The organism is Variovorax sp. KBW07, from assembly GCF_003852515.1.
Classification (GTDB): Bacteria; Pseudomonadota; Gammaproteobacteria; order Burkholderiales; family Burkholderiaceae_C; genus Variovorax.
The window spans coordinates 22,878-40,131 of the sequence record NZ_QAJK01000013.1 but is presented as its reverse complement, the minus strand read 5'-3'; the positions used below and the strand labels follow the sequence as shown (position 1 = coordinate 40,131).

The following is a 17,254-nucleotide window of genomic DNA, read 5'->3' as shown; positions in this document are numbered from 1 at the left end:
ACACATGAAACTCAACCTCGTGCCGGCGCGAACCGGCGTCGCCTGGGTCCGCCTCGGACTCAAGACCTTCTGGCGGCAACCGCTGGCCTTCATCTCGCTGTTCTTCCTGCTGATGGCGATGATCTCCACGGTGTCGATCGTGCCGATCCTGGGCAGCCTGTTCGCACCGGCCCTGGTGCCGTTCATGACGCTGGGCCTGATGGTCGCGACCTCGGTGGCCTATACCGACAACGCCGAAGGCGCCGGCCGTGCCGGCGATGCGCAGCGGCCCACGGGCTCGGCAATGTTCGTGGCGGTGTTCGCCGCCATGCGCACCGAATGGCGCTCGCTGCTGGTGCTCGGCATCATCTCGGCGGTGTACTTCGTGCTGGCCGTGCTGGTGACGATTCCGGTCGATGGCGGACAACTGGCGCGCGCCTACCTGCTCGACGACCCGCTGACGCCCGAGATCATCGGCAGCCGCGACTTCCAGGTCGCGCGCATGCTGCTGATGTGCCTGAACCTGCCGCTGTCGCTGGCCATGTGGCATGCGCCCGCGCTGGTGCACTGGCACCGCGTGGAGCCGGTGAAGAGCGTCTTCTTCAGCATCGTGGCGCTGTTCCGCAATTTCGGCGCCTACGCGTTGTTCGGCATTGCATGGTTCGGCGTGTTCCTGCTGGCCGGCATCGGCATGGGCCTGGTCGCCACGGTGCTGATCGGCGTCGGCGCGATGGGCTCGGGCGGTGCCGCGCTGGCGGTGGGCAACGTGCTGATCGTCGGCACGGCGCTGGTGCTCGCGGCCATGTCGCTGTGCTCGACCTGGTTCACCTTCCGCGACACCTTCGATCCGAACTGAGCGCGCTGAACGCGCCCGGCCGGGCCTGACTCAATCAGGTCTGGCAGCATCCTTGCGCAGGCTCGCGAACAGCGACCACGCCATGCCGGCCAGCAGCAGCAGGCCGACACCCAACGCTCCCCACAGCCACCACTTGCGCGACGGATCGCGGCCGTCCACGGCAGGAATGGGGGGCTGCACGGCCGCCGCCACCACCGCGGTGACCGCTGCCGTCGGCAACGTGACCGACGCGCCGTCGGCCACCACCGGCTTGTCCGCGGCATAGCCCGGGATGAGCGTAGACAGCGCGAGCGGTGCGCCGGGCACGGCGCCTTCCACGGTGCCCGCGGCATCGGGCGCCGCCTTCCATGCCAGCGAGAACGGCGCCCCGCCCTGCGCAAGGAACACCAGCGTGCGCGGCACCGCGCCTACGGAAATGGCCGGCGGCGTTGCGCCCAGCACGCTCACCGGGCCAGTGGTTCGCAAGCGCAGGCGCGTGTACACGGCGCCGTCGAGCGCCAGCACCGGCGAACGCGCCTCGCCGCCAGCCTGCGCGAGGCGGTAGACCACGGCATCGACCAGCGGCGATTCGTCGGGCCGGTCGGGCAGCGGAACCGGCCGGCGCTGCGGGTGCCGCAGCGCATACAGCGGATTGCGGGGCACGGGCTGCGCCGACGTGGCGGCGGCTGCTGCTGCGGCAAGCACCGGATCGGACAGCCCCGAGATGCCGACCTGCGCCAGCGTGTTGACGTCGGCCAGGTCGATGCGCAGGCTCTGCACGGGCAGGCCGTGCGGCAGCAGGTAGTCGCAATAGTCGGTGGTGCAGCGCTCCGGCTTCAACGGGCCGGACCATTCGAGCGGCGCCACGGGCTCGACCTCTTGCACGCTGTCGATGCCCACGCCGGTCAGCCGCGCGCCCTGCGCCGGATCGCTCCAGCGCAGGCGCAGGAAGCGCGTGCGCAGGTTGCCCAGGTCCACGGCCAGGCGCTCGATGGTCTGGCCGCCGTGCGCGAGCCGTACCAGTTGTTCTTCACCGCTCACCGGGCGCCATTGCCGCAGGTCGTCGCTGGCTTCGAGCCGGAAAGCGAACAGGCCCTGCGCTTCGGGCGCGATGCGGAAGCGCGCCTGCAACAGGCTGCCCTTGACCTGGCTCAGGTCGATGAACCACTGCGCCGCCCCGCTCGCCTGACGCTGGCCGGCGGCGGCCTTGCTGTCGAGTGCCAGCGAGCCGTCGGGCCGCACCGTGAAGGCGAGCGAAGTGTCGGCCGAAGCCGTGCCGCCTTCGCTGCCGGGCAGCGCGAAGATCGGCACGTCTTGCGACGCGGTTCGCGGTGTGGCGGCTTCGTTGCGCAGCCATGCGTAGGGCACCGCATGGCCGGCGGCGTTGCGCACGCGAAGGTCGCGCAAGTCGCCGTACGCGGCGCTGCCGTAGATCGCCAGGGGCAAGGTGAGCCGGTGGTACGGGCCCGCGCCTTGCAGCACGATGGGCGCCGAGGTCACGGGCTGCGCGAGCGCTGCGCCGGGCCCCATCGTCGCCATGACGAGGGCGAAAGCGCCGCCCGCGCGAAGCACAGTCATCGTTCGGCTGTTCATGCCGCACCGCCTTCCGCTGGCGCCTTGGCTTGCGCTTCCGCCTCTTCCTTCTTCGGCGGCACCGGCGCGAAGTAGCCCACCAGCAGCAGCAAGGCCCCGACCGCGATGAACGACACGATGCGGAACAGCCCGCCGCGATTGGCCAGCTCGACGAAGAACAGCTTCAGCACCACCACGCCGAGCAGCACCGCGCCCGCCACCCACAGCGTGCGCACCTTGCGCGAATGGCCCAGCACCATCGCGGCCACGCCGCAGATCGCCCAGGTGATCGACAGTGCCGCCTGCGTCAGCCACGATGCGTAGAGCGCATCGAACCGCCATTCGACACCCGCGTAGTGATGGCAGGTGCGCAACACCATGCCGGTCAGCAGGGCGAGCCCCGTGAGGCCGGCCGCGCCCTTGGCGATCATCGGTTCCACGCGCGCGAACGAGCCTGGCGGCAAGACGCGCCACCAGAGCACCAGCGAAAGCAGCACCAGCCATTGCGCCAGTTCGAGCGGGTTCAGCAGCGGCACGTACGGCAGAGGCGCCGCGTTACCGGGGCTCACGGCATTGGTGAGCCAGCCCCAGACCAGCAGGTAGACCACCACCGGCGTCGCCGCGAATTCGAGGTACGCGCTGCGGTACTCGGCCAGCGGCCAGCGCTGCAGCACCGCGCGCGAGCGCAGCGCCCACAGCACCAGCGCGGGCACGATGGCCCAGCCCAGCAGTTGCCAGCTCGACCACTCGGTACCGATGCGGCCCAGCTGCCATTGGCATTCACGCGCCGCGAGCAGCAGGAAGAGCCAGAAGCCCGCCACGTGGAAAGGCACGAGCGCCGATGCGTCGAACCAGCGCTTCTGCACACGCAGCAGGCGCAGGTGCCACAGCAGCGCCAGCGGCCAGGCAATCCAGCCCAGCGCGCTCGACGGCACATAGAACGACGTCGGCCCGCCCACGATGGCGTTGCCCACGATGAGGCCGAGCCCGCTCGTCGGCACGCCGAACGGCGCCAGGCTTCCCACGATGCAGTAGGCCGCGATGAGGCCGAAGCCCGGCAGCGTGGCGATGGTGGCCTTGCCGAGCTGCGACCAGTCCCGGCGGTGCGCCACGAACGCCGCCAGCACGGAGGTGACGAGCACCACCGCCATCGCGGCCGCGGGCACATGGCTCGCAAGATCGTGGCGGTTCAGCACGCGCGCGCTTTCGTCGAGCAGGCCAAACAGCCACCACCACAGCCCCCAGACCACCGGCGTCCACAGCACCACCGGTATCGCGCACCACGCGTTGGTCCAGCGCCTGCGCGCCGTGCCCGTGGGCTCGTCGACGCGCGGCACGGCCTCGTCGCGCAGCCAGTCGCCGGCCAGCAAGGCCGTGAGGCCCAGCACCACGGGCGTCCAGAAAGCCAGGTTCGCGAACGCCGGCTTCACCGCGCCGGCATCGAACGCATCCGACACGCTGAACGCCACGGCCGCGATGACCTGCAGCACGCCCGCCAGCGCGGCCAGCGGGAAGTGCGCCATGCGCAGCGCCACCCAGAACACGACGGTGGCGGTCAGCGGCCACAGCAACGCAACCTGCGCCAGGCTCAGTTGGAACAGCATCGCCAGGTGCAGCAGGCCGACGCCCGTGAGCACGCCCACCACATTGCCGAGCGACCACACCGGCTGGATGCCGCGCGCCAGGGCCGCACGGTGCGCCTGCAGCATCGACCACGCGGCGCTGCCGAGCACGCTGAGCGCGATCACGCAGGCGACGGCGGCGCCCTGCCACCCGCTTTGCAGGACGCGCCCATCGACGACCTCGCCGGTGTGGTGCAGCGTCGCCACGAAGCCGGCCACGGCAAGCGCCTGCATGCCGAAGCTCACATAGGTCAGCGGCAGCAGCGCAAAGCGCACCGCCACGGCGAAGGTGGCCGACGCCAGCACGGCGGTGGCGGCCGCGGCCCATGGCGGCGTCCACCATTGCCAGAGCAGCAGCGTGAGCGCGGCCATGCCGAGCCACGGCAAGGCAGTGCCGGCCATGGCCTCGACACCATTGCCCGCATCGAGCTTCGCGCGGCGGTGGATGGCCCACATCGCAAACGCACTCACGGCCACCAGCACCGGGCCGATGACGGAACCCGTGAGCAGCGGATGCCCCGCGGCTCCGTCGAGCCCGGTCGCTTCCAGCAGCTTGAGCACCGCACCGGCGAACACCAGGAACGAGAAAGCGCGCGCATACACGCGCCCCTGCCGCGCGCCCAGCCAGTACATGCCGGCCGCCTCGACCGCCCAGGCCGCGCCGGTCCACTGCCCTTCGAGGCCGAGCGGAATGGCGAGCGTGCCGAAGATCACGCCGACGATGGCATACGCCTCCGCCAGCAGCGCGAGCCCCTTGGGCTGCGTGGCGAACACCAGCCGCCCCATCACCAGGTAGAAGGCCGCGAGCGCCATCGCCGAGAAGGCGGCGCCGTATTCCCACGGGCGCATCAGCAGGTACTGCATGCCGAAGGCGACCATCGGCGTGCCGAACACCAGCGAGCTGTCGACCCGGCCCGCACGGCGCAGCGTGTCGAGCGCACGGGTGGCCAGCGGCTGCGCGGGCTGCACCGGCGCATCAAACAGCGTGCGGCGCGCGAACAGCAGCCCGATGGCGGTGAACAGCAGGAAGAACACGATCAGGAAGGGCTGCACGGTGCCGTACTGGTCGTCGGTGTAGTACTTGTGCGCCCAGCCGGCGGCCAGCGTGAAGGTGCCGACGAAACCGATCAGGTTGAGCACGCGCCAGGCCTTGAACCACGCGACCAGCACGATGCCGACGTCGAGCACCAGCAGGTAGGTGAACAGCCCCACCGGCTGGTTCGAACCGGTGGAGGCGAGCACCGGCGCGGCAAAGCCTTCGAGGGCGGCCACGATGGCCAGCAGCGGCGCGTTCTGCAGCACGGCCAGCGCGGCGCTGAGCACCGCCACGCCGAACAGGAAGGCAAAGCCGACGCTGGCCGGCAGCAGGCCGCTGAGCTTCATGGCCGCGAGCGTCGTGAGATAGAACACGCCGATGCCCGCGCCCTGCAGGATCAGCGCATAGCCCGCGCGCTTGTGGCGCAGCAGCCAGCCCAGCACCAGCAGCACGGCGCCCACCAGCGCCACGCCCGCATAGCGCAGCTCGATGGGCACGGTGACGCGCTCGGCCGTGTAGCGCAGCAGGAAGGCCAGCCCGAGGAACAGGATCAGCACGCCGAGCTTGACGAGCATGTTGCCGCCGAAGACCAGGTTGGCAATGGGTGCGGGCAGGCGGTCGCGCAGCGGCACCGGGGGCGGTGGGGGTGGTGGGGGTGGACGGCGCACGGGTGCCGGTGCGGCCACGGGAGGCTTGGCGGGCGCGGCGGGCTGCTCGGCGGGGACGGCGGCGGCAGTGACCACGGGCTCGGGGGCAACGTCCTCCGCAGCGGCAGCGGCAGTGGCAGGTGCGGGAGGCGCGGGCACCGTCATCATCGCGATGCGCGGACGACCCAGCTCCGGCACAGCCGGCGCCAACGGCAGCGACGGCACGGTGGCAAGCGGCGTATCGGCCATCGACGTGGCGAGATCGCTCGCGGGCGGCGCATCGGCCAGCACGGGAATGACGGAGGCCATTGCTTCGGCCACGGGTGCCGCGGAGGCATCGGCCGCGCCTTGCGACAACCGGGCCTCGAGCTGCGAGACCCGCTGTTCGAGCTCCGCCACGCGCTGCTGCAGCTTCTGCATGCCGCTGGCCGGCGCCACGGGCGCGTTGCCGATCGCGGAGTTGGCGGAGGTAGCGGGGTTCGCGGAATTCGCGGCGCCCGGCGTCGGGACGCTTTCAGCTTCGGTGCGAACGGGCGCGGCCTTTTTCTTCTTGCCGAAGATCTGCGGGAGCGCGAAGGCGCCCAGCACAGCGAGCACCAGCGCCGCCGGTATCGACTCGAACAGCGCCCCTATCACCAGGCCGGCCATGATGCCAAGAAACCACATCCCGAACTCCCCTTGTTTGGCGAGCCCGGAGTGTACGGCCGTTCAAGACGAAAGACGCGAAAACGCCCGTCCTGTCTGCGCTGTTCGCTATAGCTTTAGTAGCAACATCAAACCGGCGTGAGCTTGGCGACCGACAGTGCCAGCCACTTCACGCCATGCCGCGTGAACTTGACCTGCGCGCGCGCGTCGTCGCCCGTGCCTTCGAGCGCCAGCACCGTGCCTTCGCCGAACTTGTTGTGGAACACCTGCATGCCCGAGCGCAGGCCGTGCGAAGGCGCGGCCTTCTGCGGCGGCACCGGCGGGCTGGCGAAGGTGTCCTTGCTGCTGCTTGCGCCTCCGCCATAACCGCCGCTGTAGCCGCTGCTGCCGCCACCGCTGTACGCACCGCCGCCGCCACGCGTGCTCCCATAGCCGCCGCCATAGCCGAAAGCCGACGGCGTGAAGCCCTGGTTCTTGGGCGTGAGCCACTTGAGCGCGCCCTCGGGCAGTTCCTCGAAGAAGCGGCTCTTGACGTTGTAGCGGGTCTGGCCGTGCAGCATGCGCGTCTGCGAATGGCTCAGGTACAGGCGCTTGCGTGCCCGCGTGATCGCCACGTACATCAGGCGGCGCTCTTCCTCGAGGCTCTCGAAATCGCTCATCGAGTTCTCGTGCGGGAACAGCCCCTCTTCCATGCCGGTGATGAACACGCAGTCGAACTCCAGCCCCTTGGCGGCGTGCACGGTCATCAGCTGCACGGCGTCTTGCCCCGCCTGTGCCTGGTTGTCGCCCGATTCGAGCGCGGCATGCGTCAGGAACGCAGCCAGCGGGCTCAGCGTTTCGCCGGTCTCGGCATCGGGTGCCAGCGGCTCGTCGATCACCGGACGGGTCAGGTCGATGCCCTGGCTCGCGGGCGACTGTCGCAGTTCGTCGACTGGCAGTGCTACAGCGTCGCGGCCGAAGCCTTCCTGCGTGACGAAGCTCTCGGCCGCGTTCACCAGTTCTTCCAGATTCTCGACACGGTCGGCGCCTTCGCGGTCGGCCTTGTAGTGCTCAATGAGGCCGCTGTGGTCGAGCACCAGCTCGATGATCTCGCGCAGGCTCACGCCCTGGGTCTGCTCGCGCAGCACGTCGATCTTGGCAACGAAGCCCGTGAGGTTGGCGCCGGCCTTGCCGCCGACCACGCTCACCGCGTCGTGCAGCGAACGCCCGGCCGCGCGGGCCGCGTCCTGCAGGGTTTCGAGCGTGCGCGCGCCGATACCGCGCGGCGGAAAGTTGACGACGCGCAGGAAGCTGGTGTCGTCGTCCTTGTTCTCGAGCAGGCGCAGATAGGCCAGCGCGTTCTTGATTTCGGCACGCTCGAAAAAGCGCAGGCCGCCGTACACGCGGTACGGCACCGAGGCATTGAAGAGCGCCGTTTCGATCACCCGGCTCTGCGCATTGCTGCGGTAGAGCACGGCCATTTCTTTTCGGTCGAAGCCGTCGCGCGCCAACTGGCGCATTTCTTCGACCATCCACTGCGCCTCGGCCAGGTCGGTGGTCGATTCGTACACCCGCACCGGCTCGCCGGGGCCCTGGTCGGTGCGCAGGTTCTTGCCCAGGCGCTTCTTGTTGTGGCTGATCAGCTCGTTGGCCGAATCCAGGATGTTGCTGTAGCTGCGGTAGTTCTGCTCCAGCTTGATCTGGTGGCGCACGTCGAACTCGCGCACGAAGTCGGTCATGTTGCCCACGCGCGCACCACGGAAGGCATAGATGCTCTGGTCGTCGTCGCCCACGGCGATCACGCTGTTGTTGCCGCTCGGCGTGAACTGGCCCCCGACCACGTTGCCCGAGAGCATCTTGATCCACGCGTATTGCAGGCGGTTGGTGTCCTGGAACTCGTCGATCATGATGTGGCGAAAGCGCCGCTGGTAGTGCTCGCGCACCGGGTCGTTGTCCCGCAGCAGCTCGTAGCTGCGCAGCATCAGTTCGCCGAAATCGACCACGCCTTCGCGCTGGCATTGCTCTTCGTACAGCTGGTACAGCTCGACCTTCTTGCGGTCGTCGTCGCTGCGGACCTCGACGTCGCCGGGGCGCAGGCCGTCTTCCTTGGCGCCTGCAATGAACCACTGCGTCTGCTTGGCCGGAAAGCGCTCGTCGTCGACGTTGAACTGCTTCATCAGGCGCTTGATGGCCGAGAGCTGGTCTTGCGTGTCCAGGATCTGGAAGGTCGAGGGCAGGTTGGCCAGCTTCCAGTGCGCGCGCAGCAGGCGGTTGCACAGGCCGTGGAAGGTGCCGATCCACATGCCGCGCACATTGACGGGCAGCATCGCCGTCAGCCGCGTCATCATTTCCTTGGCGGCCTTGTTGGTGAAGGTCACGGCCAGGATGCCGCCGGCGGACACCTGCCCCGTCTGGAGCAGCCACGCGATGCGGGTGGTGAGCACGCGCGTCTTGCCGGAGCCGGCCCCCGCGAGGATGAGCGCATTGCCTGCCGGCAGCGTGACCGCGGCGAGTTGCTCCGCGTTCAGGTTATGGAGCAGCGGCATGTCCGCAGGGTGGGCGTCAGCCGCAGGATCGTTAAACAACATCCGCCGATTGTAGAAACCACTGCGTATGCGGGTTATATGAAGAAACGGAAGACCCCCCGTCGCGAGACCGCGTAAACTCAATCACCGGGCCCAAGTTTCTTGCGCCCGGTTTTTTGTGGGCGCTTTCTTTGCACATTCCTTGCAGAAAGCGCCGCAAGAACCGGCCGGACCAAGCGCTCTTTCGTTCTGTTCAACGATTTCCTTTCTGGAGCCTGGCCATGCAAATCTTCGATTACGACAACATTCTTTTGCTTCCCCGCAAGTGCCGCGTGGAAAGCCGCTCGGAATGCGACGCCAGCGTCACGCTGGGTGCCCGCAGCTTCCGCCTGCCGGTGGTACCGGCCAACATGAAGACGGTGGTCGACGAGTCGATCTGCCTGTGGCTGGCGCAAAACGGCTACTTCTACGTGATGCACCGCTTCGACCTGGACAACGTCAAGTTCGTCAAGGACATGCAGGGCAAGGGCGTGTTCGCGTCCATCTCGCTCGGCGTGAAGAAGCCCGACTACGACACGGTCGACCAGTTGGTGGCCGAGGGCCTGACGCCCGAATACATCACCATCGACATTGCGCACGGCCATGCCGACAGCGTGAAGAACATGATCGGCTACCTGAAGGAAAAGCTGCCGAAGTCCTTCGTGATTGCCGGCAACGTCGGCACGCCCGAAGCCGTGATCGACCTCGAAAACTGGGGCGCCGACGCAACCAAGGTCGGCATCGGCCCGGGCAAGGTCTGCATCACCAAGCTCAAGACCGGTTTCGGCACCGGCGGCTGGCAGCTCTCGGCGCTCAAGTGGTGCGCGCGCGTGGCCACCAAGCCCATCATTGCCGACGGCGGCATTCGCGACCACGGCGACATTGCCAAGAGCGTGCGCTTCGGCGCGTCGATGGTCATGATCGGCTCGCTGTTCGCGGGGCACGAAGAATCGCCTGGCAAGACGGTCGACGTCGATGGCACGCTCTTCAAGGAGTACTACGGCTCCGCCAGCGACTTCAACAAGGGCGAATACAAGCACGTCGAGGGCAAGCGCATCCTCGAGCCCATCAAGGGCAAGCTGGCCGACACGCTCGTCGAAATGGAGCAGGACGTGCAGAGCTCGATCAGCTACGCGGGCGGCCGCACGTTGATGGACATCCGCAAGGTCAACTACGTCACGCTGGGCGGCGACAACGCGGGCGAACACCTGCTGATGTAAGACGGCAGCGGCCACCTCCCCTGGGGCTCAGGGCAAGGGCTGCTGCGCCGGTCGCCGTCAGGCTTCGAGCAGTTGCACCGCGTGCCGGTGCAACGAATGCGCCGGATCGGCCACCGCATCCACCACGTCGAAGTGGTTGAGCCCGGGGAGCACCTCGCACACCGGCACGGTGTTGCGGCCCCAGGCCTCGCGGATCATCGCGTTGTGGCGGATGAACTCGGGGCTCTCGGCGCCACCGGCCACCGCGTAGAGCTGGCCGCGCGCAGGTGCTTTCCAGAGTGCCGGGCTGGCGCGCAGCGCATCCGCATCCGTCAGGTGGAGCACGTCTTCAAGGAACGGTGTGCGCTGCAACGGGCGCAAGTCGTACAGGCCCGAAATCGACAGCGCGTTGCGCACCAGTTGCGCGGGCAGGTCGGGCGCGACCGCTTTCCAATCGCAGGCCAGCAAGGCTGCCGCCATGTGCCCGCCGGCCGAATGCCCGGCAACGGTGATGCGCGACCGGTCACCGCCATGGGCTGCGACATGGCGCCACGTCCACGCCAGCGCTTTCACCATCTGCATCAGGATGCCCGGCACCGTCACGGGCTGATCGACGGGGCCGGGGCACAACGCATAGTTGGGCACCACCACGCACACGCCGCGGTCGTTGAACGCGGGCGCAATGAAGGAATGCTGGCTCTTGTCCATCGCGCGCCAGTAGCCGCCGTGGATGAAAACCAGGACCGGTGCGTCAGGCACCGGGGCCGGAAAAATGTCGAGCGTTTCGTTCGGGCCGTCGCCGTAAGCCAGGTCGATGCGGGCCGGCAGCGAATCGCGTGCCGCGGCCGATTCGCGCGTCCATCGCTCGAAGTAAGCGGGATGGTCCTTGACCCGCGCGAGGTTGTTGTACATGCCTTCCAGCCAGGCGGGTTCGTACGAGGCCATGCAGTTCCTGCTCCTTGTTTCCAGAGGCGCGAATCTTGGCACGCCCCGCGTGCACCCGCACGGGAGTCTGGTTAGAATTTACGCTGTGTTGGGGGGGTAGCTCAGCTGGGAGAGCGCCGCGTTCGCAATGCGGAGGTCGTGAGTTCGATCCTCATCCTCTCCACCAACATGTTTCCCGTCGATCAACGCCTGCCGCTTTTCAGTGCCAGGCGTTGATTGCTTTTGGGGCTCGGTTTGCGTTTGTGCCGGTGCCCCGCCCAGCCGTCTTCGGGGGCAGCAGGACTTTCAGCGCCGTGGCAGCTTGATGTTCGAGCCCTCGAGCTTCAGCTGGCTCCCGAGCCTGGCCACCTCCGTGCCCCCACTCTGCTTGAGATCCCGCACCCGGGTATTGCTCATGTCCAGCGCGCCTGCGAAACGCGCGTTGTCCAGCCTCAACACGCCCAACACGCTGTTGCTCAAGTTGGCTTCGGCAATGTCGCTGTTTTCGATGCGCACTTCCGCAGCATGGATGTGATCCACGTTCAATTGCGGAATGGTGCTGTTGCGGATCGTCAGCCGTTCGGTGACTCGCCGCCTCGGCTTGGCAAGATCGGCCCCCGTGCCACCCGCGATGGTCACCCCGTCCGTGTTGTTGGCGCCTTTCGCGGTGCCTGAACCGAAGACTGTTCCGTCGATCTCGATGGTCTTGATGCCGCCGGCATACGCATCGAACACGTCCTGCCCGTCACCCATGATCTTGCTGTTGCGAACAGTGAAGCTGTTGGCATGCTTGACATAGCCACGAACGACGCCGCCCTGCACACGTTCAATGAGAACGGCGCCCTTGACCTTGGCATCGTTCAAGTCGAGGGTGCCGACAACGGTGTCTCGGACAGTCAGGGATCGGAGATCCGCCACAACCATGCTGAACCTGCCGCGCAGCCTGCTGTTCTCGATCAGCACGTGAGACCCACCGTCGTCGTTGTTGATGCCGCATCGAACATCTTCGAAATCGCATTCACGAATCACATGCCTGGTTTCGCCCGACAGATTGGTCAGTCGTGCCTTGCACTTGATGAACTCGACCTCACCGTAGGCGCCGAAGCTGCCCCAGTGATTGGCATCCGTGTCGCTGCCCATCTGTTCGCACGAATCGAAAACCACGCCCACGCTGCCGACATCGCCCACCACGTGGCTCGTCTTGGCAATCAGGCACCGAAAAAAGCCGACCTGCCTCAATATGCCGAAATTGAAGATTCCCGAGAATCGGCATCCCTCGAAGACGGAACGTTCAATGGCTTCGGGCTTGATCTGGTAAGCACCCACGAAATCGCAGTTTGTGAACTTGATGTTCTGCCAGATCTCTCCTTGAAGGTCGACGCCGCTGAACACGGCACCTTCGATGACGAGTTGCGCGTCTCCGGCTTCCTTCTTGCGAAGCTCCGGGTCGAGCAAGTACTGGTACGTCTTGTCGAATTCCTTGATGTTCTTCTTTCCTTCGGGCTCGCTCACGCACCCATACAGACAACTGCCGGCAACCACCGTCGCGACTTTGAGAAAGCGACGACGGGTCATCCATCGGTCTCCATTTGCAAGGCAGGCGAATAGCCGGAGACCTCAGTGTTCATTGGGGCAACTTGAGATTGGAGCCATCGGCCTTGAGCCTGCTCCCAAGCTTTGCCAAGTCCGTGCCTCCACTCTGCTTGAGATCCCGCACCCGGGTATTGCTCATGTCCAGTGCACCTGCAAAACGCGCGTTGTCCAACCTCAATACGCCCAGCAGACTGTTGCTCAAGTTGGCTTCGGCGAAGTCGCAGTTTTCGATGTGCACCTCCGCCGCCTGGATGTGATCCACGTTCAATTGCGGGATCGTGCTGTTGCGGATCGTCAGCCGTTCGGTGACTCGCGGCTTCGGCTTGGCAGGATCGTTGCCGATGCCGCCTCCGATGGTGACCCCGTCCGTGCTGTTGCCACCTTTCGCGGTGCCTGAACCGAAGACTGTTCCGTCGATCTCGATGGTCTTGATGCCGCCGGCGTATGCCTCGAACACGTCCTGCCCGTCACCCATGATCTTGCTGTTGCGAACAGTGAAGCTGTTGGCATGCTTGACATAGCCACGAATGACGCCGCCCTGCACACGTTCGATCAGAACGTCGCCCTTGACCTTGGCATTGTTCATATCGAGCGAGCCTTCGATAAGGGTGTCGCGAACGGTCAACGAAACAAGATCGGCGTTGGTCATGCGAAACCTGCCTCGCAGCGTACTCGTCTCTATCAGCATCTCCGAAGAAACGCCGCCCGACTCACGCGCCGAGGGAGAGCAGATGACGTTGTCGAGTTCGCACCCGCGAATGACCAGTTTCGAGTGGCCGTCGAGGTTGAACATGTTTGCCGTGCATTTGACGAACTCGGCCTCTCCGTCGCTGCCGACGGCCCCCCAGTGATTGGGGTCCGTGCTGCCACCCACGAATTTGCACGATTCAAACAACACGCCACGGCTGCCTTCGCCTGCATAGGCATTCGATTCCGGTGCCCACGCGCAACGCAGGAAATGCAGCGCCAAAGCCTTGCCATATCCGAAGACACCCGAAAACCGGCAATCTTCGTAGAGCACATTGGTCGAGCTCTTGGGCTTGAGTTCATAAGCCCCAACGAAATCGCAGTTCTTGAAATGAATGTCGTGCCATTCCACGTCCTCGAACTTCTCTCCGCTGAACACGGCGCCCTCCACGGTCAGCTTGGCATTGCCCACCTCTTTCTTGCGAAGCTCCGGGTCCTTCAAGTAGTCGAAGATTTTGCCGAAGTCGCGAATGTTCTTGTTGGTCGTGGTTGTGGTTGTGGTCGAAGTCATGTCGCATCCAGTCAGGAAGGGAAGCGCGAGGCCAGAGATTGCGACCTTGGCAAGGAAAGCGCGCCGACGATGCATCAGAGCTAATTCGGGTAGATTTTTTTCACGCATCAGATTCTTGTCTTGATTGCCTCTTTGGCTGAAACGTAGCCTTTGTCCCCGAAATACTCCGCGAGAAAATCCCAATCCGGCACCTCCCCACGCTCCCCATTCGGCCGAGTGAACTGCCACAAGCTTCGGGGCGAGAGCGTCTCGTCCGCGATGCTGATTTCGAGCGGGAACACCCAGGCATCCTTGTCGCACAGCATGTCTTTTCCCCAATCATCTCCAGCCTTCGTCGGTGCCGGCGCCTGCAAGGCGACTTCGCAGAAAGCCTGGCGCACCTTGCGGTACTTGGCCCCTCCCCGGCCGCTCTGGTCCTTATATTGCCCGGCGACACCGGCAATCATTGCTGCATTGAGAGCCACCAGATCGGGGCCACCAAGGCTCAGTATTGCTCGTTCCGGATCGGTCGGGTGCTTTGCCCAACTCGGGCTCAAGCGGGTCCATTTCCTGACTTGTTCCTTCTTCGCATTTTTCCCCCCCTCGAACACCCAGATGGCCATGCCCACGATACATCCGAGCTTCGTCACCTGCGGACTCATGTAGACGTCGATGGTGGTCGGAAATCCCTCCTTGTGGCGCAAGAGATAGATCGGATCCTTGATATCGCCCTTCGCGGGCAGGCTCCTCATCACCCACAGGTAGTCCAGCGCCACTGCCAGGCGCGGCTTCTCGTTGTAGGCCTTGCCATCTTCGACACGGCTACGATGGGTGGAGACCTGCTGGATGACGCCGGTCGCGCAGTCCAGCAGGCTGCCCGCCGGGGGACGCCCCGTCCAGGCACTGAGCTCGCCATCGAAGTTCTGGTAACCGATGGGGCCTCCGCAACTGGAGACGATCAATGCCGTCTGCGTGTCGGGCGCAACCGTCTGCTTTCCATGAACGCCGGGGTCGCGCGCGGAGACGATCTCCACGCAGGGTTTGTCGCTGTCGCCGCTCCTGCTCCATTGGGCCTTGTAGACGGCGCTGCGATGGCTGTGGCCCGAGAAGTGCCAGTCCACCTGCGCGGCGCCCTTGGGGCGCTGGCGACCCGCTCGCACATAGCGCTCGAAGTAATCGTTCAAGCCCCGCTCGCAGGTTCCGACATTGGCCTTGTTGAACCCCGCCTCCAGGTTGGGCACGCCGGTGGTGCTGTTGTGCGGCCAGAAGCGCACGAGGTCCACGTTGTCCTTGACGGAAGTCAGAGGCACCGGCTCATCGAAGCTCACGATGGTGAAGTGGCTGGCCACCGTCAAGGTCTTGCCGCTGGCTTTCTTGAAGGCCTGCGCCTGGGTGAGCAGTTCGAACTGGCTGGTGCTCCACGATTCGGTGGCGCGCGGCAGGATGCCCGCGCCCTGCCTGTCCACGCCGAGAGGAATGCCCTTCTTCTTGAGCGCGTCATCGGCCATTTCGCCGAGGTTCTTGAAGTTCTCGTTGGTCCCCCAGCCCATGGGCGCGATGACCTGCAGAGCACCAGCCCCGGTGGCATCGTCGCTCTCGGCACCGTAGGCCACCACGATGTCCGCAAGCGGCGTGAACAAGGCATAGAACCAGTCGAACTGGCCGCCGTCGAAGTTGAAGCCGGTCAGGGCCTGGCCATAGGTCGGGCCGTACGCCAGGCAAGCTTCGTAGACGGTCATGTTGTGGTCGCGGCTCATGCCTTCGTTGGCCTTGCCGCGCGTCCATTTGCTGGCCGCCTCGAGCTCCTTCAGATGTTTGGCCAGCTCGCTGCCATCCATCGCCTGTCCCGCGCTCTCCACCTTCTTCGCCAGGCTCCTGGCACGGTCGTCATCGATGCCGCGCAACCTTTCCGCGACGTCGCGCGCTATGCCCGGCGCGGCCTTTGCCGCCCGCTGCGCGGCACGCTCGGCGGCCTCGCTCGGATCGAGCCCGGTGGCCGACTTGAACCACCCGGCCGTCTTGTCGACAGTTCCCTGCGCCTGTTCGCGCAATGCGCCTCCGCTGGCACTGACAGTCGCCTTGGCAATCTCGCCGAGCTTGGCGGGATCTGAAGCCGTTTCCAGCACGCCAAGCTTGAAGGCCCAGTTCTCCATGTCCCCGGCCTCCACCCGCGCACTGATGCCATACGGCACCTGGTACGCCTCGTGGTTGCCACTGGTCATGAACACCGGCAGCTTGTGCTCGCGGTACACGGCGCGCACAAGGCTGAACACCAGCATGTCGTCGAGGCCCCGTGGATAGAGCCTGGGACCGTTGGCCTTGTCGTGGATGTTGTTGAGCAGGTTGAAGGATTTCCACTGCTCGCCGATGCTTTTCCCGCACTCGGCGGGATTGATGTTGCGGTTGAAGTCGATCAGGTCGCCGGTCAGCAACACGGCGTCGGCCTTCTCTTTTCCGTCACCCGAAGCGAGGTTCCTGAAGAGCTGCCGCAACGCATCGAAGGCGTTGCACACCTTGGTGCCGACCGGCTGGTTCCATGCCGCTTCGCCCACCATCTCTCCCTCGATCACCCGTGCCGGGCTTTGCCCCAGGGCCGTGTGGCGCACATTCACGTGCACGTCCGACAGATGCCCCAGTTTCAACGCCCTGGCCGGCATGTACTTCACCGGATGCCAGCTCTTGAGCTGGTCCGCCGTGTCGCTCTTTTGCGGCGGCAGCGCGTTGGCGGTATGGGGCGCGCCCTTCTTCAGGTCGAACTCGTGGATGTTCCTGAAATGGTAGGGGTCCTTGTCGGCCTGCTCTTTGAGGAAGCGGGCGATCATCAGGTCCTGCGGCTCGGCATGGGTGGCGCCGGGTATCAGCTTCTTGCCCTCGTCGTTGAGCTTCACCATCCAGGCGAAGCTCATGAAGCTCTCGCCATTGATGGGCTTGAACGGCGCCGCCTTCAGGTCGAGCTCGACCTCGTAGATGTCGCCGCCCGCCAGGTCCTTGTAGACCTTGACGGCCATCGGCGCGATGGTGGCGAAGGGGCGGCCATGGCGGTCCTTGATGAGTGCGCCGGCATCGAAGCTGCCCACGCGCCAGGCGTCCAGGTGCTGCTTGGCGACATCGCAGGTCTTGCCGTCGCCGAACAGGGTGCCGACGGTGGTGTCGGTCTGGATGTCCTTCTTCTCGATCGGGTAGACCCGCAAGTGGCGGTCGACGAACACATGCAGGTTGGGCGCATGCGCCGGAATGTCGCCCCCGGCGCCCGCGGGCGAACGCAAGCCTTTTTCGCCGACGATGAAGATGCTGCACTTGCTCTGCCCCTTCTTGAGCATCAACGGCGTGCCCAGGCTCGGGTAGAGGATGAGCGCCGATTTTTCGCTCGGCTCCGAACAATCGCACAGGCCGGGAATGCGGTTCTTCGACGCCTGGGCGTT

Annotated in this window: 9 protein-coding genes and 1 tRNA gene; 3 read left to right on the top strand and 7 right to left on the bottom strand. The window is 65.8% G+C overall.

Annotated elements, in window-relative coordinates:
* Positions 1 to 4 precede the first annotated feature (4 nt).
* Complete coding sequence (locus DBV14_RS02570) at positions 5 to 835, top strand: BPSS1780 family membrane protein (RefSeq protein WP_124457633.1); 831 nt, start codon at positions 5 to 7, stop codon at positions 833 to 835.
* 30 nt (positions 836 to 865) lie between these two features.
* Here the strand turns inward: DBV14_RS02570 and DBV14_RS02565 are convergent, their stop codons facing one another.
* The 3 genes from DBV14_RS02565 to DBV14_RS02555 form a co-directional block, all read right to left on the bottom strand.
* Positions 866 to 2,392 (bottom strand): DUF3999 domain-containing protein, encoded by a 1,527-nt coding sequence (locus tag DBV14_RS02565; RefSeq protein ID WP_260396780.1) that lies wholly within the window; start codon positions 2,390 to 2,392, stop codon positions 866 to 868.
* Between the two features lie 11 nt (positions 2,393 to 2,403).
* A complete protein-coding gene (locus DBV14_RS02560; RefSeq protein WP_124457631.1) occupies positions 2,404 to 6,357 on the bottom strand; it encodes a DUF2339 domain-containing protein in 3,954 nt (1,317 codons plus the stop codon).
* 107 nt (positions 6,358 to 6,464) lie between these two features.
* Positions 6,465 to 8,903, bottom strand: a complete 2,439-nt coding sequence (locus DBV14_RS02555) for a UvrD-helicase domain-containing protein (protein ID WP_124457630.1) — start codon at positions 8,901 to 8,903, stop codon at positions 6,465 to 6,467.
* A gap of 218 nt (positions 8,904 to 9,121) precedes the next feature.
* Between DBV14_RS02555 and DBV14_RS02550 the strand changes: the two genes are divergently transcribed.
* Positions 9,122 to 10,099 (top strand): GMP reductase, encoded by a 978-nt coding sequence (locus tag DBV14_RS02550; protein ID WP_124457629.1) that lies wholly within the window; start codon positions 9,122 to 9,124, stop codon positions 10,097 to 10,099.
* Positions 10,100 to 10,156: 57 nt separating this feature from the next.
* Here the strand turns inward: DBV14_RS02550 and DBV14_RS02545 are convergent, their stop codons facing one another.
* A complete protein-coding gene (locus tag DBV14_RS02545; RefSeq protein ID WP_124457628.1) occupies positions 10,157 to 11,023 on the bottom strand; it encodes an alpha/beta hydrolase in 867 nt (288 codons plus the stop codon).
* 90 nt (positions 11,024 to 11,113) lie between these two features.
* On the opposite strand from DBV14_RS02545, the gene DBV14_RS02540 reads away from it, so the two are divergent.
* Positions 11,114 to 11,189: transfer RNA gene (locus DBV14_RS02540), tRNA-Ala, on the top strand.
* 119 nt (positions 11,190 to 11,308) lie between these two features.
* On the opposite strand, the gene DBV14_RS02535 is transcribed toward DBV14_RS02540, so the two are convergent.
* The 3 genes from DBV14_RS02535 to DBV14_RS02525 are packed head-to-tail and all read right to left on the bottom strand — an operon-like array spanning position 11,309 to position 17,041.
* Complete coding sequence (locus DBV14_RS02535; RefSeq protein WP_124457627.1) at positions 11,309 to 12,577, bottom strand: pentapeptide repeat-containing protein; 1,269 nt, start codon at positions 12,575 to 12,577, stop codon at positions 11,309 to 11,311.
* Positions 12,578 to 12,626: 49 nt separating this feature from the next.
* A complete protein-coding gene (locus DBV14_RS02530; protein ID WP_148092426.1) occupies positions 12,627 to 13,961 on the bottom strand; it encodes a hypothetical protein in 1,335 nt (444 codons plus the stop codon).
* On the bottom strand, positions 13,961 to 17,041 hold the full coding sequence (locus DBV14_RS02525) for a metallophosphoesterase (RefSeq protein ID WP_185545900.1): 3,081 nt from the start codon (positions 17,039 to 17,041) through the stop codon (positions 13,961 to 13,963). The genes DBV14_RS02530 and DBV14_RS02525 overlap by 1 nt, the downstream gene beginning before the upstream one ends.
* Positions 17,042 to 17,254: the final 213 nt, after the last annotated feature.

What these genes read in the sequence shown, in the direction of transcription:
- DBV14_RS02545 (WP_124457628.1), bottom strand. Translation starts at nt 11,023, where the DNA reads ATGGCCTCGTACGAACCCGCCTGGCTGGAAGGCATGTACAACAACCTC.
- DBV14_RS02535 (WP_124457627.1), bottom strand. Translation starts at nt 12,577, where the DNA reads ATGACCCGTCGTCGCTTTCTCAAAGTCGCGACGGTGGTTGCCGGCAGT.
- DBV14_RS02560 (WP_124457631.1), bottom strand. Translation starts at nt 6,357, where the DNA reads ATGTGGTTTCTTGGCATCATGGCCGGCCTGGTGATAGGGGCGCTGTTC.
- DBV14_RS02565 (WP_260396780.1), bottom strand. Translation starts at nt 2,392, where the DNA reads ATGACTGTGCTTCGCGCGGGCGGCGCTTTCGCCCTCGTCATGGCGACG.
- DBV14_RS02555 (WP_124457630.1), bottom strand. Translation starts at nt 8,903, where the DNA reads ATGTTGTTTAACGATCCTGCGGCTGACGCCCACCCTGCGGACATGCCG.
- DBV14_RS02550 (WP_124457629.1), top strand. Translation starts at nt 9,122, where the DNA reads ATGCAAATCTTCGATTACGACAACATTCTTTTGCTTCCCCGCAAGTGC.
- DBV14_RS02570 (WP_124457633.1), top strand. Translation starts at nt 5, where the DNA reads ATGAAACTCAACCTCGTGCCGGCGCGAACCGGCGTCGCCTGGGTCCGC.
- DBV14_RS02530 (WP_148092426.1), bottom strand. Translation starts at nt 13,961, where the DNA reads ATGCGTGAAAAAAATCTACCCGAATTAGCTCTGATGCATCGTCGGCGC.